The sequence below is a fragment of the Acinetobacter sp. ACNIH1 genome, assembly GCF_002934695.1.
Classification (GTDB): Bacteria; Pseudomonadota; Gammaproteobacteria; order Pseudomonadales; family Moraxellaceae; genus Acinetobacter; species Acinetobacter variabilis.
Map to the genome: position 1 here is coordinate 1,549,650 of NZ_CP026420.1, position 25,270 is coordinate 1,574,919.

23 protein-coding genes are annotated in these 25,270 nt (G+C 42.3%); 11 read left to right on the forward strand and 12 right to left on the reverse strand.

The annotated features are described in order from the left end of the window. Position 1: 1 nt before the first annotated feature. From C3F22_RS07655 to rimO, 9 genes are all read right to left on the reverse strand, one after another. Positions 2–493 (reverse strand): OmpH family outer membrane protein, encoded by a 492-nt coding sequence (locus tag C3F22_RS07655; RefSeq protein WP_213064459.1) that lies wholly within the window; start codon positions 491–493, stop codon positions 2–4. Between the two features lie 80 nt (positions 494–573). After that, the gene (bamA, locus tag C3F22_RS07660; protein WP_104426203.1) at positions 574–3,078 is read right to left on the reverse strand and encodes an outer membrane protein assembly factor BamA; all 2,505 of its coding nucleotides are present in this window, start codon (positions 3,076–3,078) and stop codon (positions 574–576) included. A gap of 38 nt (positions 3,079–3,116) precedes the next feature. Next, positions 3,117–4,472 carry an RIP metalloprotease RseP gene (gene rseP, locus C3F22_RS07665; protein WP_104426204.1) on the reverse strand — a complete coding sequence of 452 codons (1,356 nt, stop codon included), beginning with the start codon at positions 4,470–4,472 and terminating at the stop codon, positions 3,117–3,119. A 3-nt stretch (positions 4,473–4,475) separates the two neighbouring features. After that, positions 4,476–5,672 carry a 1-deoxy-D-xylulose-5-phosphate reductoisomerase gene (gene ispC, locus C3F22_RS07670; protein WP_104426205.1) on the reverse strand — a complete coding sequence of 399 codons (1,197 nt, stop codon included), beginning with the start codon at positions 5,670–5,672 and terminating at the stop codon, positions 4,476–4,478. After that, positions 5,673–6,497: a phosphatidate cytidylyltransferase gene (locus C3F22_RS07675; RefSeq protein ID WP_034702638.1), complete on the reverse strand. Its 825-nt coding sequence runs from the start codon at positions 6,495–6,497 to the stop codon at positions 5,673–5,675. Between the two features lie 5 nt (positions 6,498–6,502). Next, positions 6,503–7,255, reverse strand: coding sequence for a polyprenyl diphosphate synthase (uppS, locus tag C3F22_RS07680; protein ID WP_005235285.1), 753 nt, complete (start codon positions 7,253–7,255; stop codon positions 6,503–6,505). A 7-nt stretch (positions 7,256–7,262) separates the two neighbouring features. Further along, on the reverse strand, positions 7,263–7,817 hold the full coding sequence (gene frr / locus C3F22_RS07685; RefSeq protein ID WP_005235283.1) for a ribosome recycling factor: 555 nt from the start codon (positions 7,815–7,817) through the stop codon (positions 7,263–7,265). 79 nt (positions 7,818–7,896) lie between these two features. Beyond that, entirely contained in the window at positions 7,897–8,625 is a 729-nt protein-coding gene (gene pyrH, locus C3F22_RS07690; protein WP_004786170.1) for a UMP kinase, read from the reverse strand. A 46-nt stretch (positions 8,626–8,671) separates the two neighbouring features. Beyond that, on the reverse strand, positions 8,672–10,015 hold the full coding sequence (rimO, locus tag C3F22_RS07695) for a 30S ribosomal protein S12 methylthiotransferase RimO (RefSeq protein ID WP_104426206.1): 1,344 nt from the start codon (positions 10,013–10,015) through the stop codon (positions 8,672–8,674). Between the two features lie 350 nt (positions 10,016–10,365). Between rimO and glnL the strand changes: the two genes are divergently transcribed. Next, entirely contained in the window at positions 10,366–11,475 is a 1,110-nt protein-coding gene (gene glnL / locus C3F22_RS07700; RefSeq protein ID WP_034170313.1) for a nitrogen regulation protein NR(II), read from the forward strand. Next, on the forward strand, positions 11,462–12,943 hold the full coding sequence (gene glnG, locus C3F22_RS07705; RefSeq protein WP_104426207.1) for a nitrogen regulation protein NR(I): 1,482 nt from the start codon (positions 11,462–11,464) through the stop codon (positions 12,941–12,943). The genes glnL and glnG overlap by 14 nt, the downstream gene beginning before the upstream one ends. Positions 12,944–12,999: 56 nt before the next feature. Here glnG and C3F22_RS07710 read toward each other — a convergent pair whose 3' ends face one another. Beyond that, positions 13,000–13,326, reverse strand: coding sequence for a hypothetical protein (locus tag C3F22_RS07710; protein WP_104426208.1), 327 nt, complete (start codon positions 13,324–13,326; stop codon positions 13,000–13,002). 184 nt (positions 13,327–13,510) lie between these two features. Continuing rightward, positions 13,511–15,391 (reverse strand): tRNA uridine-5-carboxymethylaminomethyl(34) synthesis enzyme MnmG, encoded by a 1,881-nt coding sequence (gene mnmG / locus C3F22_RS07715; RefSeq protein WP_104426993.1) that lies wholly within the window; start codon positions 15,389–15,391, stop codon positions 13,511–13,513. A 249-nt stretch (positions 15,392–15,640) separates the two neighbouring features. On the opposite strand from mnmG, the gene C3F22_RS07720 reads away from it, so the two are divergent. The 8 genes from C3F22_RS07720 to purD all read left to right on the forward strand — a co-directional run bounded on the left by C3F22_RS07720 (position 15,641) and on the right by purD (position 23,729). Beyond that, positions 15,641–16,030, forward strand: a complete 390-nt coding sequence (locus C3F22_RS07720; protein WP_104426209.1) for a hypothetical protein — start codon at positions 15,641–15,643, stop codon at positions 16,028–16,030. Between the two features lie 146 nt (positions 16,031–16,176). After that, positions 16,177–17,064: a bile acid:sodium symporter family protein gene (locus C3F22_RS07725; RefSeq protein WP_104426210.1), complete on the forward strand. Its 888-nt coding sequence runs from the start codon at positions 16,177–16,179 to the stop codon at positions 17,062–17,064. A gap of 87 nt (positions 17,065–17,151) precedes the next feature. Then, on the forward strand, positions 17,152–18,051 hold the full coding sequence (locus C3F22_RS07730) for a bile acid:sodium symporter family protein (RefSeq protein WP_104426211.1): 900 nt from the start codon (positions 17,152–17,154) through the stop codon (positions 18,049–18,051). A gap of 123 nt (positions 18,052–18,174) precedes the next feature. After that, entirely contained in the window at positions 18,175–19,080 is a 906-nt protein-coding gene (gene prmA, locus C3F22_RS07735) for a 50S ribosomal protein L11 methyltransferase (RefSeq protein ID WP_104426994.1), read from the forward strand. Between the two features lie 17 nt (positions 19,081–19,097). Then, positions 19,098–19,958: a DUF3426 domain-containing protein gene (locus C3F22_RS07740; RefSeq protein ID WP_104426212.1), complete on the forward strand. Its 861-nt coding sequence runs from the start codon at positions 19,098–19,100 to the stop codon at positions 19,956–19,958. 401 nt (positions 19,959–20,359) lie between these two features. Next, positions 20,360–20,629, forward strand: coding sequence for a DNA-binding transcriptional regulator Fis (gene fis / locus C3F22_RS07750; RefSeq protein ID WP_001086304.1), 270 nt, complete (start codon positions 20,360–20,362; stop codon positions 20,627–20,629). 94 nt (positions 20,630–20,723) lie between these two features. Next, positions 20,724–22,298, forward strand: coding sequence for a bifunctional phosphoribosylaminoimidazolecarboxamide formyltransferase/IMP cyclohydrolase (gene purH, locus C3F22_RS07755; protein ID WP_104426213.1), 1,575 nt, complete (start codon positions 20,724–20,726; stop codon positions 22,296–22,298). A gap of 147 nt (positions 22,299–22,445) precedes the next feature. After that, entirely contained in the window at positions 22,446–23,729 is a 1,284-nt protein-coding gene (gene purD, locus C3F22_RS07760; RefSeq protein ID WP_104426214.1) for a phosphoribosylamine--glycine ligase, read from the forward strand. 269 nt (positions 23,730–23,998) lie between these two features. On the opposite strand, the gene C3F22_RS07765 is transcribed toward purD, so the two are convergent. Further along, complete coding sequence (locus tag C3F22_RS07765) at positions 23,999–24,274, reverse strand: hypothetical protein (protein WP_104426215.1); 276 nt, start codon at positions 24,272–24,274, stop codon at positions 23,999–24,001. A 72-nt stretch (positions 24,275–24,346) separates the two neighbouring features. Here C3F22_RS07765 and C3F22_RS07770 point away from each other — a divergent pair, with 72 nt between their 5' ends. Next, complete coding sequence (locus C3F22_RS07770) at positions 24,347–24,886, forward strand: GNAT family N-acetyltransferase (RefSeq protein ID WP_104426995.1); 540 nt, start codon at positions 24,347–24,349, stop codon at positions 24,884–24,886. Positions 24,887–25,270 lie beyond the last annotated feature (384 nt).

Below are 25,270 nucleotides of genomic sequence, written 5' to 3' on the forward strand. Positions count from 1 at the left end.
ATTATTTAATTGCATTAACCTTTTGAATCATTTTATCAGTTAAATCATACTTCGCGTCATAAGCAAGTACGGAATTTTTATTTAAAACCACATCTAGCTTGTTTTCTTGGCGCAATTGTTCAGCAGCACGCTTCAGATTTCCTTCAAAAGCCTTATTTACACTTTGCATGCGCGTTTGCACAGTTGCCTGTACTTGTTGCTGCACACCTGCCAGTTGAGTCGCTTTACCTTCAAATTCTTTGGCTATTTTTTCACGTTCTGCTGGTGTTTTTGCAGCCTGGCCTTTTTGCTTGATTGCAGCAAGGTCTTTTTGAAACTGTGCAATCTGTGCGGTTTGCGGCTTGATTTCATTTTCCAGAGTGGCATTTTGCTGCTTTAAATAGGTACTGTTTTGTACTACTTTTTCCAGATCAACAATTCCGTAATCATCCGCATGTGACAATGAAGTTAATCCCGCTAAAGCAATACCCATTGCCATCATCATTTTTTTCATGTTTTTACCCATTCAAAAAATTTTGCTCACAAAACCTGATGGCTTCATGAGCAAAATTTATATTTAAGATCAAAGTTTTCTTAGAAAGTACGTCCAATTTCAAACTGAACATTTTGAGTTTCATCACCGTCTTTATCATTCAACGGGTATGCATAGCTCAGTGATAATGGACCAATCATGGTAATCCAGGTGAAACCAGCACCTACGCTATAACGCATATTGCCTGCATCGAAACCAAAGTTATCTTTACAGTACTGTTTACCACTAATCGAGCTGCCATTCACGAAAATATTATCATTAGATACATCACACTGAGTATCAAATACTTGAGCACCTTCAGCAAAGAGTACCGGACGAACCTGACGCGCCCAATCTCCCTTAAATGGAACAGGCAGAACTAACTCAGTACCAAACTGAACTAAAGCATTACCGCCCACTTCTTCTGGGGATGGATCAGTTCGGCCGATGTCAGAGAAATATACGCCTGGATATTTAGGACCTAAGGTACTGTTTTCATAACCACGTACCGAACCATAACCACCGGCATAGAAGTTCTTATAGAAAGGCAGGTCATTACCATAACCTAAACGACCATAACCACGCAGAACAAAGTCTTTGCCTAATGGGAAGAAAGCTTGAGCGTCATAGGTGAGCTTTTGATATTCCACATCACTACCCGGCAAGGCAATTTCTGCATTGACACGATGTGACATACCTGTAGTCGGGAACATTGGACGGTTCAAGGTGTTATAAGACCAACCCAGATTCAGGTTATAGGTCAAGAAATCACCCTTAAACTCTTGACCATATGAAATAGTATCAAGTGGATCACCATCTGCATCTACACAGTTGCCTGTTGCAGATTCAACCTGACCTGGACAGAAGTCACCACGCTTGGTTTCTTTACCACCATTACGTTCCAAATAGTCAGCCACATATGTAGATACATATGGCCCTGTGGTCACTTCAGTCTGGTCTATATTCAGACCCAGGCTTACACTCTGGTTCTCATCAATTGGATAACCAAAGTTAATACCACCACCCAAGCTGTCTGTAACATAGTTGTTTACGTTATAGTCATCATCCAACTTTGTTTTACGGTAGTAAAGATTATAACCGCGCCGTACACCATCAATCGTGAAGTACGGGTCCATTACACTCAAGTTATAATAATCTTGAGTTTCAGAACGTGACAGGTCAATCGAAACGCTGTTCCCTGTACCCAGGAAGTTAGTCTGACTTAATCCAGCCTGGAACGTTACACCACCACTTTGAGAGAAACCAACAGCTAGAGTACTTGTACCTGAATGCTGTTCTTCAACTGCCACATTCAAATCAATTTGATCTGGTGATCCAGGAATACGAACAGGCTTAATATCAACTGTTTTAAAGAAACCAGTACGTTCTAAACGTACTTTAGACAGGTCAATCTTCTCATTGCTTGCCAGCGCACTTTCCATCTGGCGCATTTCACGACGTAATACTTCATCGGCAGTTTTAGAGTTACCGGTGAAGTTGATCCGACGTACAGTCACTTGCTGACCTGGGTTAATATAATAGTTCAGGTCAACCTGTTTAGTTTCATTATTAATCTGAGGTACAACATTTACTTCAGCATAGTAATAACCAGCATTACCATATTTACGTAGCAATAGCTGCTTGACCGCATTCACTCGTTCCTGAGAGTATGTATCGCCTTCTTTATACAACTGCAAAGCTTGCAGCTCTTCAGGTTTATAAAGCGCATCGCCTAGGAATTTGGTTTGTCCAAACTTAAACTGTTCGCCTTCATTGACTGAAACTTCAATAAAGACATTCTTTTTATCTTCGCTCAGGTTCAGACTTGAATTGGTAATATTGAAGTTGATGTAACCACGGTTCAGATACATCGCACGCAAAGCTTCCAGGCTCGCAGCCATTTTTTCACGTGCATAACGGTCATTACGTGAAATGACCGAGCTCCAGCCACTTTCTTTAACAGCGAAAGCCTGCTTGATATCTGATTCTTTAAAGACAGTATTGCCGATAATATTGATATCAAAAACTTTAGCGGCTTTACCTTCAACAAAATCAATCAACACTTCAACGCGGTTATTTGGTCGCGGTGTCGTTGTTACCGTAATATCGGCATCATAACGACCTTGCTGCATATATTGCTGTTCCAGCTCGGTTTCGACTGTTTGCAGTGCAGATTTCTTCAGTACCTCACCTTCAGCCAGACCCATTTTTTTCAGGCCTTCTTCCAGCGCTTCCTTTGGAATCAGCTTATTGCCTTTCAGCTCGATTTTTGAAATTACCGGACGTTCTACAACCTGGAATACCAAGGTATTGCCCTGCTGAACGGCTTTAATGTCATCAAATAGTCCAGATGCATACAAGCTACGAATCGCATTGGCAATGATCGGATCATTCACCCGGTCACCACTGTTGATTGGCACCAAGCCGTACACATTTTCTGGAGTTAAACGTACCAATCCATCAAATTTTATATCTTGTACAATGAAGTCTTCTGCCGCATATACTTGTTGTGCTACTGCCATTGCACTAACGAGTGCCAAAGGCATAAATAAATGTGTGTGCTGCATGCCAGTCTTTTCCGCTGTTAATTATTCCATTTACGTTATTATAAACGCATAAAGTCATTAAATAATGCCAAAAGCATCATACTGCCGAGCAGTACCATACCAATTTTTAATCCAACCAATTGTATTTGTTCAGAAACAGGTTTACCACGAATTAATTCGATAAAATAATAAACCAGGTGTCCGCCATCAAGCATTGGGATTGGCAATAAATTTAATATCCCTAAACTTACACTCATTAGCGCCATAAAGGAAATAAAAGTTTCCCAACCCATTTCCGCGCTTTGTCCCGCCACTTTGGCAATGGTAATCGGGCCAGAAAGATTATCCAGACCAATCAGACCACGTACCATTTTGACGATCGAGTTCAAGATCATTGAAGACAGATGTGCTGTCTTGTCAAAGGCCATCACCATCGCCTCAACAGGCGTATAGTGAATTGTCTGTTTATATTCAGCAGGAATTGTCACCTTACCCGGATCACTTTGAACTCCGAGCATACCGGTTACATTCCCCATATTGTCACGTTTTCCTTGCGGCATGACTTGAAGATGCACGACCTGATTACCACGTAATACATCTATCTTAAGTAATTTTTCTGGTGATGCCTGTACAACCTGTACCACATCGAACCAGTCTTTCATCTGTACACCATCAATGGCCAGAATCTTGTCACCTTCTTTAAGACCCTGACGAATGGCTGCACCATCTTCACTCAGTTTGCTCACCACAGCCGGAATTTCCGGACGATATGGCAAGAAACCTAGTGTATCAAGGGGTGACTGACTTTGATCTTTAAGAAAGTCTTGAATTGGTAACTGGAATATCTTGTTTTCACCCGCACGGTCTGCCTGAATCGAGACCACACCAGTTTCACCCACACGATCCACCAAGGCATAACTCAGTTTTTCCCAAGTTTCGACTTGCGCACCATCTACAGCGACAATCTTGTCACCCGGCTGCATCTGTACAGCGGCTGCCGGTGTGTTTGGTAAGACCTTGCCTACACGAGTATTCAGCTGTTCTTGTGCAGGTAAAAAAAGTACCCAGAACAGAACAACGGCTAAAAGCAGGTTAATGAGAGGACCCGCAGCAACGATGGCAATACGTTTCCAGGGATGCTGACGGTTAAAGGCTTTAGGCAAGTCTTCTTCTGCCACACTGCCTTCACGCTCGTCCAGCATTTTGACATAACCACCCAAAGGCAAAGCTGAAAGCTGATATTGGATACCGGATTTTTTGGAAGTCCATTTTAGAAGGGTTGGCCCAAAACCAATGGAATAGACCAGCACTTTAACGCCCAGTTTACGTGCCACAATGTAGTGACCAAACTCGTGAATCGCAATTAAGGGACCGAGTAATAGGATTGCGGCTGCAATAATAAACAAGGCGTTCATGTCTTAACTTCCTTTATTCACAACATATTGCTGTGATAAACCTCGTGCTGTGTGATCTGCATGCAGGATAGTATCCAGATCGTGTGCTGGTTGATTGTCCATCTGGTTCAGGACAGTTTCAACCACCTGAGGAATTTGGGTAAATCTGATTTGCTGATTTAAAAATGCAGCAACTGCAATTTCATTGGCCGCATTCAAAATTGTAGGCGCAATTCCACCACTCTTCATGGCTTGACGCGCCAATTTCAGTGCTGGAAAACGAACCACATCCGGTTCCTGGAAATTCAGCTGTGAATGCTTAAACATATCCAGAGCCGGGATATGGGTACTGATCCGTTGCGGCCATGCCAAAGCATGTGCAATTGGTGTGCCCATATCCGGGTTGCCCATTTGTGCCAATGTCGACCCATCCACATATTGCACCATGGAATGAATAATACTCTGTGGATGCACAACAACTGTAACAAATTGTTCTTGAACTGCAAACAAATGACACGCTTCGATAAGTTCCAGTCCCTTATTCATTAAAGTAGCGGAATCTACGGAAATCTTTTGCCCCATTGACCAGTTAGGATGTTTGCAGGCTTGAGCAGGTGTCACATCATGCAATTGTTCAAGCGAATGGTTCAGGAATGGACCGCCAGAAGCAGTCAGTAAAATCTGATGAACACCGAGCTTAGGTTGACCATTACGTTCGGCATCAAAGTAGTTTTGAGGCAGGCACTGGAAAATTGCATTATGTTCAGAGTCGACAGGCAATAATAATGCACCATAATCTCGCGCGGCTTGCATCATGATGTCGCCGGACATGACCAAGGCTTCTTTATTGGCCAACAGGACACGCTTACCCGCTTTGACTGCAGCCAATGTAGGAAGCAGGCCTGCCGCCCCGACTATTGCTGCCATCACAATATCAACATCAGCATGCTCTGCGACTGAAATTAAGCCCGCTTCATCCTGAAGAATTTCGATATCTGATAAGCCCTGCACTTGTAGCAACTGAGAAAGCTCATCGACCTTATTTGCAGGCACTACAGCCACTTTAGGACGGTACTGCTGACAGATTTCTGCCAGCTCAGTAATACGACTTTGCGCTGTCACAGCGAAAACCGAGTAAGCTTCAGGATGTTGCTGCAAAATTTTTAAAGTACTTTGACCAATTGAACCTGTAGCACCCAGTATACAAACAGCTTGTGACATTTATAAATCTACGCCAATAAGTTTTAAAACATATATGCCTGTTGCAAAGATAGGAGCTGCAGCAAGCAAAGAATCAATACGATCTAGTACACCACCATGACCCGGCAAAATACGGCCCGAATCCTTGATTCCAGCACGACGCTTAATCATGGATTCAAACAAGTCACCTAGCACTGAACTAAACACGGTAATAACAGAAAGGATAAGGAACAGACATAGCTCTGGCCAGGTCATATCCAGATAAAGTGAAGCGACGACAACCACGATGAGCATGGAGGTAAGAATACCGCCGTATAGACCTTCTACCGACTTGTTTGGGCTGACATTTGGTGCGAGTTTTTTCTTGCCGAATTTGCGTCCAACAAAGTAAGCGCCACTGTCTGCACCCCAAACCAGCAGGAACAGGTACATTAACCACCATGGAGAGTTTAGCCAAACCGAGAAGATTGCTGTAACAGCAGCAGAAACCAGCACAATCCCGATGCCATGCAAGCTGACATTGTACCAGCCATCATAATCAGGATAGGTTTTAACCCAGTAAATACTCAGCAACCAGGTCAGGATAGATGCTGACCACAATAATAAGGCCACATCCCAATAGTATAAAGCCAGTGCAGATAAGGCTGCAGTCAGTAGACCATAGCCCCACGCCACTGGCTTGATAACATTTTTACATTTTCGCGGCATGAGTTTAAACCACTCATAGCCTGCCACCCCGGCAGCCACAACCATCAATGCGAACATTGGATATTGTGATTTGGTCGCAAACATACAGCTCAGTACGACTGCAACCAGCACCAATGCGGTTATAATCCGCTCAAACATGTGTATTAATTCTCAAGTCTTTCTTGAAGAATCTGCTCTGATGTTTTACCGAAACGACGTTCGCGCCCGCCAAATACAGCAAGTGCGTCATCGAATTCCTCTACGGTAAATTCTGGCCATAAGGTCTCAGTAAAATACAGCTCTGCATATGCTGCCTGCCAGAGCAGGAAATTGGACAGGCGGAAATCTCCACCGGTACGAATCAGCAGATCAACAGGCGGCAAGTCACTCAAACTGACATATTGACCGAACACATCAGTATCAATTGCTTCAAGATCTAATTTATTTATTAAAACATCCGCAGCAATCTGCTTCGCAGCTTGTGCCATGTCCCACATTCCACCATAGCTGATTGCAATGGTAAGCGTCATACTATCGAAATTAGCAGTCCTTTGTTCTGCTTGCAACATCAATGCTTGCAATTCAGGAGATAAACGCGACCGATCACCAATAAAACGTAAAGCAATATTAAATTTTTGCATACGTGGCAACTGTTCATGAATCGTGTCTTCCAACAACTTCATGAGCAAGTCGACCTCATATTGGGGACGGTTCCAGTTTTCGCTAGAGAATGCAAAGACCGTTAAAGCCTGGATATTTCTTTTTCTACAATGTTCAACAATCGGGTCTAGAACCGTTTTTCCTTCACGGTGTCCATCGCCTTTCTGCATCTGATTTTTTTTGGCAAAACGATTGTTACCATCCATGATGATGGCAACATGTTTTGGAAGACGGGAATTTTCTTCAGAAGCGGTCATTGATGAATTAGACCTTCATCAATTCAGCTTCTTTCGCAGCCAAGCGTTTGTCTACTTCAGCAACAAATTTGTCTGTGATTTTCTGAATTTCGTCAGATGCACGACGTTCATCATCTTCAGAAATTTCTTTTTCTTTCAACAATGCTTTGATGTCACCTAAAACATCACGACGGATGTTACGGATCGCAACTTTGGCATTTTCAGCTTCGTTACGTGCAACTTTCTGCATGTCACGACGAGTTTCTTCAGTCAATGCGGCCATCGGTACACGGATCGCATCAGCAGTAATCGGGTTCAAGCCAAGATCAGACTCACGGATCGCCTTATCAATCGCAGCAACCATTGAACGTTCAAATGGTTGAACCAGCAATGTACGTGAATCTTCCACGCCTACGTTGGCAACCTGATTCAATGGCACATCAGAGCCGTAGTAAGGAACCATGACGCCGTTCAAAATTGATGGATGCGCACGTCCGGTACGAACTTTAGCGAAACCATGTTCTAACGAGTCAAGAGACTTGTTCATACGCTCTTCTGCGTCTTTTTTAAGATCGTTAATCATATGATCTTCCTTACTTAATTCTTAAAAGATGTATTTACTAAATTAGGAGGTAGTATAAAGGGCTTTGTAGCTCACGTCATTAATTGGTGACGTGAGTTCCTTCTTTTTCACCCATCACCACTGAAAGCAATGCGCCAGATTTGTTCATGTCAAATACTTGAAGTGGCACATTGTGGTCACGACATAAGCAGATCGCAGTTAAATCCATGACGCCCAACTTCTCGTCCAGCACCTGATCAAATGTCAAAGTATCGTATTTCACGGCATCTTCGTATTTGCTTGGATCTTTGTTATAAACACCATCAACCTTAGTAGCTTTCAGGATCAGGTCAGATTCAATCTCGATACCACGCAAGCATGCTGCTGTATCCGTAGTAAAGAACGGATTACCTGTACCCGCAACAAATACGCACACTTCACCTTGAGTCAGATGACGGATGGCATCGCGGCTAGAATAAGATTCAACCACTGCACCAATCGGTAATGCAGACATCAAACGGGTTTTGATATTACGGCGTACCAAAGCATCACGTAATGCCAGACCGTTCATGACAGTTGCCAGCATACCCATCTGGTCACCGGTTACACGACCTACCAGACCATCTTTTTGCAACTGGCTACCACGGTACAGGTTACCACCGCCCACGACGATACCGACTTGTACACCCAAACCCACGAGATGCGCAATAGAAAGTGACATCTGATCGAGCACTTGTGCATCGATACCCATGTCTTTGTTCCCTGCCAGTGCTTCACCAGATAGCTTTAGCAGGATGCGACCAAATCGTGGCTTTTTAGAATCCAACATCATAAAACTCCAAATTATTTAATATAAATTCTTTTAATTCAAAATCTTAAGCAGACTTGATTGAGATCAGCTTAGCAAATAAATCATATTCATCTGCATCAGTGATTTCGACTTCAAGCAAATCTCCTGCCTTAATCAAACTTTTGTCGATATCTTCAACAAAAACATTACCATCAATTTCAGGCGCATCCGCATATGAGCGTGCTACAGCAACCGGGAATTCTTCTTCCAGGTCATCGACTAGCACCGTCATTTTCTGGCCAATACGTTTTTGTAGCTTCGCTGCTGAAATTTCCTGCTGAACCTGCATGAAACGTTCATAACGTTCCTGTTTGATCTCTTCCGGCACATGATCTGGAAGATCGTTCGCTGTCGCACCTTCAACTGGTGAATAAGTAAAACAGCCCACGCGATCCAGTTGTGCTTCTTTCAGCCAGTCCAGAAGCATCTGGAAATCTTCTTCCGTTTCGCCCGGGAAACCCACCACAAATGTAGAACGGATGACTAGGTCAGGACATTTCTCACGCCAAACTTTTAAACGCTCCAGTGTATTTTCACTGTGCGCCGGACGTTTCATCAGCTTCAGGATTCTTGGGCTGGCATGCTGGAATGGAATATCCAGATAAGGCAGGATTTTGCCTTGAGCCATCAAATCGATCACGGCATCTACGTGTGGATATGGATAAACATAGTGCAAACGCACCCAGATGCCCAATTGACCCAATGCTTCACACATATCATAGAATTTGGTTTTAACTGGCTGACCGTTCCAGAAGTCCAGTTTGTATTTGGTATCAACACCATAAGCAGAAGTATCTTGGGAGATCACGAGTACTTCTTTGACACCTGAACGTTTCAGTGCTGCAGCTTCTTCAAGCACAGAACCGACTGGACGAGATACCAGATCACCACGCATACTTGGAATGATGCAGAAGGTACAACGATGGTTACAGCCTTCCGAAATTTTCAGGTATGCATAATGTTTAGGGGTTAAACGGATACCCTGCTCAGGCACCAGATCAATAAATGGATTGTGTTTTGGCGGTTCAGGGACATATTCATGTACCGCATCCATCACTTCTTCATAGGCCGCTGCACCTGTCACTTTCAGGACGTTCGGGTGCATTTGGCGAATTTTATCTTCGTCTTTTCCTAGACAACCTGTTACGATGACACGACCATTCGCGCTCATCGCTTCACCGATGGCATCTAAAGACTCTTGTACTGCAGATTCAATAAAACCACAGGTATTTACTACTACTAAATCAGCACCGTCATAATCCGATGCGACATCATAACCTTCAGTCTTTAACTGAGTTAAAATTCGTTCAGAATCTACCAATGCCTTAGGACAACCTAAAGATACAAAACCGACTTTGGGGGACTTCATGAATCTGCGCTCCACTAGAATGCGCGTATTGTATGTCTTTTCGCATCATAAAAATAGTTGAAATGGCTACTCTTTGCATCACGCACTAAAATAACGCCATAAAATATTCAATATAAAAGCTTATGCACCAAAATGAATCATTTTAGGTTTACAGCCTCAATTTAATCCGTTATACCTGAGTTTGATTGGGCATCCCCGTCAGATTTCGTGCATTTTTCAGCAAAATTTTAACAAGAGTTTTAAAGTTGGCGTGCATCTTGCTTAATTTGCCTCAAATCTGAACTTTGAAATTGTTATTTTGCTTTATGAAGATGCCATTGCGCCATTTTAATACAGGAAAACCACCGCTAATGGATCAGCCTCTTTCCATCGACTATCGCCTTTTGGTGGACAACCTGACCACTGCCATTATGCTGGTTGATAGTCACCTAAATATTTATTACTTAAATACAGCCTGCGAGGCCATGTTTGATGTCAGCCTGTTACGCGCATCAGGTACGCCGGTATTAAATATCCTGCAAGCGCCGACAGATGAATTCAATACTGAAGAATCTCTATATAACACGCTACATACCGGCCAACCTTATACTCGCCGTGAGGCGACGATCATCGTTAACTTTAAAGACATTCATGTGGACTATACGGTTTCCCTGCTCAATGCGGGCAAGCCAAATCATCCTTTATTGCTGATCGAGCTGAATCAGCGTGACCGTATGCTGAAAATCTCTCGTGAAGAAAACTATATTCAGCAGCATCAGGTCGCGCGTCAGTTGATTCGTGGCGTGGCACATGAAATTAAAAATCCACTTGGTGGCATTCGTGGTGCAACCCAGCTTCTGGCACGTAGCCTTGAAGATCCAAAATATAAAGAGTTCACTGACATTATTATTAGTGAAGTGGATCGCCTGAGAAATCTAGCAGATAGCATGCTCGGTTCTCGCCAGTTACCAAGCTATGAAATGGTCAATGTGCATGAGCCTTTAGAACGCGTCCGCTCACTGATCGTGAATCAGACTAAAAAGAAAATTAAAATTACCCGGGACTATGACCTGTCCCTGCCGGAAGTTCTGGCAGATCGCGATCAGCTGATTCAGGTCATGCTAAATATCTGCGTAAATGCCGTTCAGGCGATGACAGAAAACAAGGATTTCTTTATCGAGCATCAACCGGAACTCATTTTAAGAACCCGGATTCAACGCCTTTATACCATTAGTGGGGTGATTCACCGATCTGTGGTTCGAATCGACATTGAAGATAATGGCCCTGGTGTTCCAGACGATATTATCGAAGCCGTGTTCTACCCGCTTGTGACCAGCCGTGCCAAAGGTACCGGACTAGGTCTCAGCATTGCTCAAAATATTATGCATCAACATAACGGAATGATTGAATGCCAGTCAGTTCCAGGAAAAACCGTATTTAGCTTATTTTTACCTTGGGAGTCAGATCATGTCGCGAAATAAAATATGGGTGATTGATGACGATCGTGCCATGCGTTGGGTACTAGAAAAAACATTTAAAGAAGAAGGTTTCGACGTTACCAGTTTTGAAGAAGCCCAGTCAGCACTTGATCAGCTGGGCATAGATGCACCTGATGTGATCCTAACCGATATCCGTATGCCAGGTATTGATGGTCTGACCTTTTTAGGCAAGGTGAAAAATACCAATCCTGATTTGCCGGTTATTATTATGACGGCGCATTCGGATCTGGAATCTGCTGTATCCAGTTATCAAACAGGTGCTTTTGAATACCTGCCAAAACCATTTGATATTGATGAAGCATTGGCACTGGTCAATCGTGCGATTTTACATATCACCAAATTACAGCAGCAAGAATCTGCCAAATCTGCACCAACCATTCAATCGACTGAGATCATTGGTGAATCGCCTGCGATGCAGGAAGTATTCCGTGCCATTGGCCGTTTATCGCAATCACATATTACCGTGCTGATTAATGGTGAATCCGGTACAGGTAAAGAACTGGTTGCGCATGCCCTGCATCGCCATTCACCACGTAGCAATAAACCGTTTATTGCACTGAACATGGCTGCAATTCCAAAAGACCTGATTGAGACTGAATTGTTTGGCCATGAAAAAGGTGCTTTTACCGGTGCAAATACACAGCGTCAAGGCCGTTTTGAACAGGCCAACGGCGGTACGCTGTTCCTGGATGAAATTGGTGACATGCCTTTTGAAACACAAACGCGTTTGTTACGTGTCCTAGCTGATGGTGAATTCTATCGCGTTGGTGGTCACATTCCGGTTAAAGTTGATGTACGTATTGTCGCTGCAACGCATCAGGACTTGGAAAAGCTGGTACATGACGGCCGCTTCCGTGAAGACTTGTACCACCGTTTAAATGTGATTCGTATTCATATTCCTAAACTGGCACATCGCTCTGAAGATATTCCAATGCTGGCACAGCACTTCCTGGCGCGTGCAGGTAAAGAACTGGGTGTAAATCCTAAAATCTTACGTCCTGAAACTCAGGAATATATGCAGAAGCTGCCTTGGCAAGGTAATGTGCGTCAGCTTGAAAATACCTGTCGCTGGCTAACCGTGATGATCACAGGCCGTGAAGTTTATCCAGAAGATCTGCCACCTGAATTAAAACAGATTCCAATTCAGCAGCAAGATCCGGGTGCTCCAATTCCAAACCTGAATCAAATTGCGCCGCATCACTGGGATGAATTACTGGGTCAATGGGCAATCCAGAAACTGAAAAACGGCGAAATGAAGCTGTTAGATGTGGCTACACCAATGTTTGAACGCACACTCATCAATGCTGCACTACAACAAACCCGTGGTCGTAAGCGTCATGCAGCCGAACTATTAGGTTGGGGACGTAATACCCTCACCCGTAAGTTGAAAGAACTCGGCATGGACAGTGCGGACGATGATGAAGTCGAAGAAGTCGAAGGCCAAGCCTGAAATTAAAAAAGCACCCTTGGGTGCTTTTTTATTGCTTATGTATAGTAATGAGATTCCTACACTGTTAAACCGATATAACGCGAATAACCTGCTGCACCTAAATCTGACTTTAAAATCAGATAATTCGGATAAGTACTTGTGGTGATTTCCTCGAACATGTTTACAACATCATCATTAGCATGCAGTTCATCCACTGTTTTTCGCATAGTTTGCTCAAATTCATCGGTGATGTATTCAAAACCGATATCCATGGCAATAAATAAGGTATGTTCACAGGGTTGAACATACTGTTCTTCTTGCCAGTTAATAATTTCTTGATGGCAATATGGGCAAGCGATATTGTCAGTGGCTTGGATGTCGAGTTCTACAAGTTGATATGGCATCTTTAATATCTAAAATCAGGACTTTCATTATTTTAACAAACGATTGAATATGAAATCTAATTATTATAAACAGATCTTTCCCTCTCCTTTTAGGAAAGGATCAGGGAGAGGTAAATTTTAAAACAACAGTTCTATTCCACAATAGAAAACCCGCACTTAGCGGGTTTTCTATTACTTCATGATCTTAAGCAGATTTTTTCGCTTGAGCATTCTTACGAATAGTGATCATCAACAATTGAACTGCTGCTGGTGTTACACCTGGAATACGGCTTGCCTGAGCCAGTGTTTCAGGACGAATATCTTTCAGCTTCAAGGTAATTTCACGAGAAAGGCCAGAAACAACATCATAATCAAAATCAGCAGGAATACGAGTTTCTTCCAGACGTTTCATTTGCGCAACGTCTTGATGCTGACGGTTGATATAACCTTCGTATTTCACCGCAATTTCAATTTGATCACCGACTTGTGGTGAAACTTCAGAACCTGTGAGCTCTGCAATTTGAGAGAATGTGATGTTTGGACGCTTGAGCAGATCAATCGCAGAACACTCTTTAGAAAGATCCGCACCAGTCATCTCAACGAATTTTTTACCCATTGGATTGTTTGGCGCAGCCCAAAGGTGTTGCAGACGACCTGTTTCTTTCTCTACAGCTTCCATTTTTTCACAGTAAGCTGCCCAACGTTCGTCATCTACCAGACCCATTTCACGACCGATCGGTGTTAAACGTTGATCCGCATTGTCTTCACGTAGCATCAAACGGTATTCCGCACGTGAAGTGAACATACGGTACGGTTCTTTAGTACCTAGTGTGATCAAGTCATCAACCAGTACACCCATGTACGCCTCATCACGTTTCGGTGTCCATTGTTCCTGATCCCAAGCGCGACGTGCTGCGTTCAAGCCTGCAAGCAAGCCTTGAGCACCCGCTTCTTCATAACCTGTTGTACCGTTGATTTGACCAGCAAAGTACAGGTTATTGATCGCTTTGGTTTCCAAAGTGAACTTCAACGCTTGAGGGTTGAAATAATCGTATTCAATTGCATAACCCGGACGAAGAATGTGCGCATTTTCCATACCACGGATTGAGCGTACCAGTTCAAACTGTACGTCAAATGGCAATGAAGTCGAAATACCATTTGGATAAAGCTCATGTGTATCCAGGCCTTCTGGTTCAAGGAAGACCTGATGGGAGTCTTTATCAGCAAATTTATGAATTTTATCTTCAATTGATGGACAGTAACGTGGACCTACACCTTCAATCACACCAGTGTACATCGGTGAACGGTCTAAACCGCCACGAATGATCTCATGGGTACGTTCATTGGTATGCGTGATGTAGCAATTCACCTGTTCAGGGTGCATAGACACATCACCCATAAATGACATGGTTGGAGACGGGAAATCACCCGGCTGCGGTGTCATGACAGAGAAGTCGACTGAACGTGCATCAATACGTGGCGGTGTACCCGTTTTTAAACGACCTACAGGTAAGTTTAACTCACGTAAACGATGTGCCAATGAAATTGAAGGAGGATCGCCAGCACGACCACCTGAAGCATTGTTAAGACCGATATGAATCACACCACCCAAGAATGTACCTGCAGTTAGCACCACAGTTTTCGCATCAAAGCGAATACCCATTTGGGTCACGACACCTTTAACAGTATCGCCTTCAACAATCAGGTCATCTGCTGCTTGCTGAAAGATATCCAGATTCGCTTGATTTTCTAAAGTCTCACGAATCGCCGCTTTATAACGAACACGGTCAGCCTGCGCACGAGTTGCACGAACTGCTGCGCCTTTACGTGAATTCAGAATACGGAATTGAATACCGCCTTTATCGGCAGCCAGTGCCATTGCACCGCCCAAGGCATCAATTTCACGCACTAAATGTGATTTACCGATCCCGCCAATGGCCGGGTTACAGCTCATCTGCCCTAAAGTCTCAATGTTATGAGTTAAGAGTAATGTCTGTCGACCCATACGTGCTGCAGCCAGTGCTGCTTCCGTACCTGCGTGACCGCCACCGATAACAATGACATCGTATACTTTAGGATAGTGCATAGTGGTAAATAGAGAGATAGAAAAAGGATAGCTGAACATTATAGCAAACTTCCTTCCAAAGTTGACAAAATCACTTGAATTTATCCTTCGGAATTTACTCTGCCAGCCAATAAAGCAATGTAATTAAACTTTGCATACTTACTATATAAATTAAACATCTAAACTCAAAAAGTTACCCGACTCATATTGTTTAATATTGATTAGTTTTTAATCTATAAAGTGGTCACATTACAAACAAAGGTATACATGATGAATAAGAATATTTTCCTAGCAACAGCGCTCTGCGGTCTATGTTTCGCTCCATTTGCAGCCTCAGCAAATGATAAAGTCGAGAAGGTTTATAATGCCCAAAAATACCAGCAAGTTTGTAAAGGTAAATCAGAGGGCGCTCCTGTAAGTTTTGCTTACCGCGGCATTATCTGGAATGGTACCTGCCAGCAACAGTTCTTCCCTTCATCACCAACCAATATCAAAGGCGATGAACCTGAACTTTATACATCTTGTAGTTCAGGCGGCAAAACTTCAGCAACCATTAATGGCACTCAGGTCAATGGTAAATGTGCATTAGGCTTTACCCCTCCACGTCCACAGTCACAAATGCAAACTCAGCCTCAAACCCCATCTCAATCAGGGATGTAAATCACTATATAGCTGATTAAATATATTTTTAATCAGAAACTTAACGGGTAAAATGCATAAATTTTACCCGTTTTTATATTGCTTATTTATTCATCTACGCTAAACTCAAAACATACCTAAAAAATGAATAATAAAAAGGAAACTTCATGGATTCGGGGTTTTTTAGTTTGTTTTTGCCGATTACTTTGGCAATTACGATGATGGGGTTAGGACTACAGTTAACAGTCAAGGATTTTCTGCATGTTAGTCGTTATCCCAAGGTGATTTTTATTGTCTTATTCTCACAACTGGTCATTTTAAACGGTTTAACCTTTTTAATCTGTCTGGTACTGGATCTGCCACCATTGCTTGCTGTAGGCATGATGCTGCTAGCTGCCTCTCCAGGAGGTGCCACTGCCAATCTGCTGAGCTATCTTTATAAAGGTGATGTGGCGCTTAATATCACGTTAACCGCCATCAATACGATTATTTCTATTTTCACCTTACCTTTTATTATGAACCTGTCCCTGTACTATTTTATAGGACAGGATACCGGCATCGGCTTACCGCTTGAAAAAATGGCTCAGGTTTTTCTGATTACGCTGATTCCGGTTGTGATCGGCATGCTAATTCGGGCAAAATTTCCAAACCTTTCAGATATTGTACATATGCCAATGCGGTTTCTATCTATCGCTTTTTTAAGCATGCTCTTGATTTATGCCATTTTCCAAGAGCGCTTTAACATCATCGAATATTTTGCCAGTATCGGGATTGCTACTTCCATATTATGTTTTTCCAGCCTGTTTCTCGGTTATTGCCTACCTTTATTAATGGATATCCCAGACAAGATGGCACGCGCCTGTACCTTTGAAGTCGGCATTCACAACACAACTGTATCAATGACGATTGCGATTTCTGTCCTCAATAATGTCACCATTGCCATCCCTGCGGGTATTTATTCAATTGTCATGTACGTTTTTGCCGGTATTTTTGGTTTTATGATTAGTCAGCAAAAGCTTAGCTATAGTGGCAAGAGTCGTTTATCAGATTTGTAACTTCCTAAGTCAAATGCCTGCTTAAGCTGTATGCTTTTTATAGAAAATTTAAAACTATTAAAATAAATTTCTATAAGGAGCATGCAGATGGACTCTGGCATCATAACAATATTCCTCCCCCTCGCACTCGCCATCATCATGGTGGGATTAGGACTCGAACTCACGCTCAAAGATTTTGCCCGGGTAAGCCAGCACCCTAAAGCAGTGCTGGTTGCCTTGTTTTGTCAATTAATTCTGCTGGTAAGCATTGCTTTCATTCTATGTAAAGTTCTGGCTTTACCACCTTTACTCGCTGTTGGTCTGATGTTGCTGGCCGCATCGCCAGGTGGCAGTACCGCAAATCTGTTCAGCTATCTATTTAAAGGTGATTTGGCGCTTAATATTACCTTGACTGCGATCAATTCGGTGGTTGCTGCATTTACCTTACCTTTAATCATGAATTTCTCGATCATGCATTTTATGCAGGACAGTCAGCAGATCAGCTTGCAGTTCGGAAAGATTCTGCAAGTGTTTGGTATCATTATTATACCAGTCGCGATTGGCATGTTGATTCGTCATTATGCGCCTGCACTTACAGTAAAGTTAAACAAGCCTCTTCGCATTTTTGCAGTCCTCTTTCTGGTGCTGATTATTGCCGGAGCAATTTATAGTGAACGCGCCAATATTGCCGAATATCTGACTCAGGTGGGTTTAGCAACCGCCCTGTTCTGTCTCTTCAGCTTAATGATTGGCTATTTTGTTCCACGACTAATGAACATCAATTATGCTCAGGCACGTGCCAGTGCCTTCGAGATCGGTATCCATAACAGTACGCTCGCCATGACCATTGCACTTACTGTCATGTCCAGCACTGTGGTTACCATGCCTGCTGCGGTCTATTCCATCTTCATGTATATCTTCGCGGCTATTTTTGGATTATTACTGAATCGCTTTGCTCCAGTAACTGCAGGTCCTAGCATTTCTCCCACTCAGGAAAATGCGTTTTAACCGGTTTTCATAAAAAGAATGCGAAAGCATCCTTTTTATTTAACTCCGTCTCAAGAAGATCATACCTTCAAGCCGAACTTCCGTTACAATAGCTTTTTGAAAAAATGTATAAAGGTTATTTCTGTGAAGTGGTTACAAATTCATATTACAGTTGATCAAGCTCAGGTAGATTTTACTGAAACATTACTTAGCTCACTGGGCGCCGTAAGTGTCACTCTGGATGATGCTGAAAACCAGGATTTGCTGGAACCACTTCCAGGTGAAACACCACTCTGGAATAAAGTGATCGTGACTGGCATCTATGCTCAGGAAGATGACGAAGAAGAAATCGATGTAGCTGCATTGGAAACCTTTATTCGCGCACAACTACCTGAAGCACCGATCCGGCATGAATTCCTGGAAGATCAAGCTTGGGAACGCACCTGGATGGATGCCTACGAGCCAATCCAGATTTCTGAAAAATTCTGGATTGTTCCAGAATGGATGCAAGCGCCTGAAGCAGATGCAGTGAATATCAAGCTTGATCCAGGTTTGGCTTTTGGTACAGGTAACCATGCATCTACTTTCCTTTGCCTGCAATGGCTGGGCAAAACCGATGTAAAAGACAAGATCGTGATCGATTATGGCTGTGGTTCAGGTATTCTGGCTGTCGCGGCCCTGTTACTCGGTGCCAAATATGCCTATGCAACTGATATTGACCCACAAGCTGTTTTAGCCACCAAACAGAATGCTGAACTGAATGGCGTATTGGATCGACTTTATGTTGGTTTACCGGAAGAGTTCAATGCAGAGCTTGGCGAGCAGAAAGCAGATGTATTTGTTGCTAATATTCTGGCTGGCCCACTTATGATGCTTGAGCCTGAGTTCGCAGAATTGGTCAAACCTGAGGCAGAGTTCGCACTCGCAGGTGTTATCGAAGAGCAAGTTACTGATGTTACTAGTATTTACTCAAAACATTTTGATATATTAGAAGTAGAAAAACGCGATGAACACTGGTGCCGTATCTCGGGGAAACGCCATAAGAATTAAAGAGTCTATAAACATTTATGAGTGACAAGCGAACCCACTGCCCGACCTGCTCTACAACCTATAAAGTTACGGTTGCGCAATTAACCATTGCCCAAGGCATGGTTTGCTGCCCAAAATGTAGTACGACCTTTAATGCTTTATCGCATCTGGTGACCGAAGCACAGAATTCGGTCGCCCTTACCCATACGCCAAGTCATGTTTCTTATATTAATAGAAACCTCACCGAATCTACTTCTTCAGCTAATTCTTCAGATCAGCACTATTTACTGAACATCTTTGATGAAAAAGTTGAAAACTCCAATATTGATCTGAAAACCTATCTGAACAACCTGAATTATTTCAGTACTGAACCGATTGCTGTACTGCCTAGCATGAACTGGGATGATCAGGCAGACAAGCAGCACAATAAAGGCCCGCTTTATTATTTAGGCTGGACCAGCCTAAACCTGTTCTTATTTGGCTTACTGTTATTTCAATTCTTCTGGTTCAATCCACACTATATTAAGAATAGTCATGTGATGAGTGTGGCTTTTAATAACATCTGTGAAGTGTTCAACTGTTCCAATCTGGAAGAACATTACAATCTGATCAATACCAATAAGGTCAAAGCCAAAGCGATTGCTACTGATAAAACCCAGTTTAGTGGTGAGCTGATCAATTTCCACAAGCGCAGTCTGGAAATGCCAAACTTGAGAGTTCACCTTAAAGATCAGGGTGTAGTCTTGGCAACTTATAATTTAAAACCTCAGGAATACCTGATCGAAAGCCTGGTCAAGATTCAACGTATTCCCCAAAACAGCCCATTTAAATTTGAATTTGTGCTTCCTGTCGACCGTAAAGACTTCGATAATTACAGTTTGGAAATAATTCGACCTTAATATTGATAAAAACTATTAAAAAACGAAAAAAAAGTTAAAAAAAATGCAGTTTTCTTGCTCACTTTTCCCGAGACAATGGTATTATACGCGCCACGAAAGCTATGTGCTGCAAACTCCTCGCTACTTTTTCACAACAAATACAGTCTTGCCTAATGCGCTATAAAACTTATTGCGTATCGAGCAGATTTTTTTGTTTTGATTTTGGTCAGTAACAAAACTTTAACTATTGTTACGCTTATTTTTCGACCAAATCGTCGAGATGTGGCAAGCTACAAGCTCAATGTAATGACCAAGTTTTAGAACTCCAGTTTTAGGATCTAAAATGGAGTTCATTTCAATTTCTAGACCACTTTTATATATCGCTTTACCCAAGTGATATTTGATTTTTCGGATTAATTCGCATGAATAGCAAATCTCCTATTTTTACTGCACAATCTGATGTCGCTCTTCGTATTCACGTAGATCGCGCAGTTCGCCACTACTTTGCACAACTGCAAGGCGAGCAACCTTCTCAGGTGTACGACATGGTGCTGGCAGAAATGGAGAAGCCTTTATTATCTGTCGTTCTAGAATATACGCGTGGTAATCAGACACGCGCTGCCGAGATTCTCGGACTAAACCGCGGTACTTTACGTAAAAAGTTAAAAGCTCACGGTTTAATGAGTGAATAAATGATAAAATGCTTGCGGCTACCGCAGGCATTTTTTTTGACTGTTAATTAGCTATTTAGATTTAATCTGTTCCTTGGTAACTGTGACGAAGATCATGACTATTAAACGCGCTTTAATCTCTGTTTCCGATAAAACCGGTATTGTGGAATTTGCACAAGACCTTGCTGCTCTTGGGGTAGAAATTTTATCTACAGGTGGTACATACAAATTGTTGAAAGACAATAATGTCGCTGTAGTAGAAGTTTCGGAGCACACTGGTTTCCCAGAGATGATGGACGGCCGTGTAAAAACGCTACATCCGAAAATTCATGGTGGCATTCTGGCTCGTCGTGGTCTAGACGAAGCTGTGATGGCTGAACACAACATCGATGCGATCGATCTTGTCGTTGTTAACCTGTATCCATTTGCTGCAACTGTAGCGAAACCAAACTGTTCACTGGCTGATGCGATTGAAAATATCGACATCGGTGGTCCAACAATGGTTCGTGCTGCTGCGAAAAACCACGCGTCTGTAGGTATCGTGGTTAATGCTGCTGACTATGCAACTGTGATTGCTGAGCTTAAAACTGATGGTGCTTTATCTTATACAACCCGTTTTGACCTGGCAGTGAAAGCATTCGAACATACTGCTCAATACGACGGTATGATCGCATCTTACTTAGGCGCTCGCGTAGGTAAGGAAGAAGGTCAGGCAGACAAATTTGCGCGTACTTTCAATACTCAATTAAACAAAGCTCAAGACTTACGTTACGGTGAAAACCCGCATCAGTCTGCTGCATTCTATATTGATCCAGCTGCGAAAGAAGCCTCTGTTGCGACTGCAAAACAGTTACAAGGTAAGGAACTCTCTTATAACAACATCGCGGATACTGATGCTGCACTTGAATGTGTGAAATCATTCGCGAAACCTGCTTGTGTGATCGTAAAACATGCGAACCCATGTGGTGTTGCAGTTTCTTTAGACGGTATCAAAGCTGCTTATGATCTTGCTTATGCAACTGACCCTGAATCTGCATTCGGTGGCATCATTGCATTTAACCGTGAATTAGACGTTGCAACTGCGCAAGCAATTGTGGATCGTCAATTCGTTGAAGTGATCATTGCACCTAGCATCGCTGACGGCGTACTTGAAGTGACTGGCGCGAAGAAAAACGTACGTGTACTCGTATGTGGCGAACTTCCAGCGATTAACGAACGTGCTCCACAACTTGACTACAAACGTGTAAATGGTGGTTTACTGGTTCAAGATCAAGACTTGGGCATGATCACTAAAGATGACCTGAAAGTTGTGACTAAACGCGCACCAACTGAGCAGGAAATCGATGACATGATCTTCGCTTGGAAAGTTGCGAAATACGTTAAATCTAACGCGATTGTTTATGCGAAAAACCGTCAAACTATCGGTGTAGGCGCTGGCCAAATGAGCCGCGTAAACTCTGCTCGTATCGCCGCGATCAAAGCTGAACATGCAGGACTCGTGGTTGAAGGTGCAGTTATGGCATCTGATGCATTCTTCCCATTCCGTGATGGCATCGACAATGCGGCTAAAGCCGGCATCAAATGCATCATCCAGCCAGGTGGTTCAATGCGTGACGAAGAAACAATTGCAGCAGCTGATGAAGCTGGTATTGCAATGGTATTCACTGGCATGCGTCATTTCCGCCACTAATTTTTAAGTATTAAATTCCAGACCCTCCTTTTCGTAAGGAGGGTTTGCTACATCAGTAGATTGTTTAATATCTTGCTATAAGATGTTAAAAGATTTTTAAACCTCATTGGGTTTGTGGAATTTCATTTTCGAGGGAATTTTCTAAAGATGAACATTTTAGTTTTAGGTGGTGGCGGCCGTGAACATGCACTTGCATGGAAAATCGCACAAGACGATCAAGTAGCAAAAGTATTTGTTGCACCGGGCAATGCAGGCACCGCAACTGAAAATAAATGTGAAAATGTCGCTTTGGACATTCTCGACAATCCTGCCATCATTAATTTTGCAAAAAACAATGCAGTTGAAATGATTATTGTAGGTCCTGAAGCACCGCTTGTGAATGGTGTGGTTGATGCTTGCCGCGAAGCAGGCGTGAAAGTTTGGGGTCCAACTCAATTTGCTGCGCAGCTTGAAGGCTCTAAAGCATTCGCGAAGCACTTCTTAAAACGCCATAACATTCCAACTGCTTTCTACGATGTATTTACTGAAGTAGACGCAGCAAAAGCATTTGTTGAGAAAAATGGCGCACCAATCGTGATCAAGGCTGACGGTCTTGCTGCCGGTAAAGGCGTAATTGTTGCCATGACTAATCAGGAAGCATTTGATGCGATTGATGACATGCTGGCAGGCAACAAATTTGGTGATGCCGGCTCTCGTGTGGTGATTGAAGAATTCCTTGCTGGTGAAGAAGCATCTTTCATTTGCATGATCGATGGTGACAACATCCTGCCAATGGCGACTTCTCAAGATCATAAACGTATTTTTGAAGGCGACCAAGGTCCGAACACTGGCGGTATGGGAGCATACTCTCCTGCTCCTGTTGTGACTGCTGACGTATTCGAAAAAGCCATGAATGAAGTGATGCGTCCGACTGTTGAAGGCATGAAAAAAGATGGTCACGTATATACAGGTTTCTTATACGCAGGCTTGATGATTGACGACAAAGGCCAACCAAAAGTGATTGAGTTCAACTGTCGTTTTGGCGATCCAGAAACTCAACCAATCATGATGCGTTTAAAATCATCTTTGGTTGATTTAGTCCAAGCAGGTCTTGAAGGTAATTTACCTGCAGAAGCTGAATGGGATGAGCGTAAAACTGTCGGGATCGTACTGGCATCTAAAGGCTATCCTGAAACTTCTAGTAATGGCGATGTGATTTCAGGTTTAGATACGGAAATGACTGATGCGAAAGTCTTCCATGCAGGTACAAAAGCCAATGAAAAAGGTGAAATTGTCACTGCGGGTGGTCGTGTTCTTTGTGTCACTGCACTGGGTAATACCATTGGTGAAGCGCAAGCCAAAGCTTTAGAACTTTGCCAAAAAGTAACGTTTGATGGGGTTCAATACCGTAAAGATATTGGTTACCGTGCAATTGCTCGTGAAAATGTTTAATCTTAATTTCGATTAAGTAAAAAACCCCGATATGTTCGGGGTTTTTAAATGCTCTCATTTTAAACAATAGGCTCTAATCCATTGCCAGAGCATCTTGGACATCTACCATTCAGCCCCCCATCACCACCACATTGTTTACAAAAAATTGTATCTACAGTATTAAATGTTTGTTTGTAAATATCTCTTAAATCTTTTTCTTCTAATTGGTTAGGATTTTTTGTATCTAATAAAATTGATGTATCTTTGTTTGCATTTATAAATCCCTTAATCTATTCCAGACTAACAGAACGTCCTTTATATTTTCTAGTTAAAACTTCAGTTCTATGCTTATATAATTTTAAGCCATTATTTAATTCAATCTCCAACAGCACACACTTTTTATCATTCATACGTGATAATTTCAGAAGTCTTCCATCATCGATACAATAACGATGACTAGAATTTTCTAAAAATATTTTACTTTTCTTGCCAAAAATATAAGCATATAAATTTTTTTCTTGTGCTAAATCCTTTATATTTTCTAATTTTTTTTCTAATAGATCCATTTTTCTACTCTTAATTTGATCTCATACAATTATTACTTCAAATTTACAAATTTCAAGATAAACATGATTGCAATTATAAAAACCCCTCGCCTCATCCTCCGCCAATGGCAAAATTCCGATACTGCCCCATTTATCCAAATGTGTGCAGATAATGAGGTCATGCGTTATTTTCCCGCCCCACTGACACCTGAACAAAGCCTACAATTTATTCAAAAGGTGACTCGACAGATTGATCAGCATGGTTGGGGTTTATGGGCAGTTGAGCTAAAAGAGACTAAAGAATTTATTGGCTTCATTGGTCTGCAACCACAACCTGATCTGTTTGAGTTTTCGCCCTGTGTTGAAATTGGCTGGCGTCTGGCGAAAAAGTATTGGCATCGAGGTTATGCTACTGAAGGTGCACGTGCAGTCCTAGATTATGCCTTTAATACTTTAAACCTAGATAAAGTTGTGTCGTTTACTGCCAAATCAAATACCCCATCTGAGGCTGTGATGAAAAAGATAGGTATGGTAAAGACTCAAGAATTTCAGCATCCAAAGCTGCCGGAAGATCACCCTTTATGTTGGCATGTATTGTATGAAATCAATCAAAGTAATTACTCAGGTAAATAAGACACGGCTCAAATCCTCCCTAAACATTTATTAAAAAAGATCTTTCAGTAGCTTAATGAGCTGATGTATTTATCATGTTTATTCATTTTTATGATTTCTATTGGATAAAATCTTATAAAGATCAATCTTTAAACGATATGAAATTCCGCCTTATCTTCAATAAAAATAATATATTGTATTCATTGATATTTTGATCATTTTCATTCAATTTATATTCTATTAAAAAGATAAGTAAATAGTTTTTATCCACTATATTGAATAAATAATAATTGCTATGATTGCGCCCATTCAGAGCACCAAATTTGACTATATCTTTTATAAAACCTCTATTTACTCTCTCCAAATAGGGAATCTCTATAGTGGTTTGGTGAACTCTGACCCGAT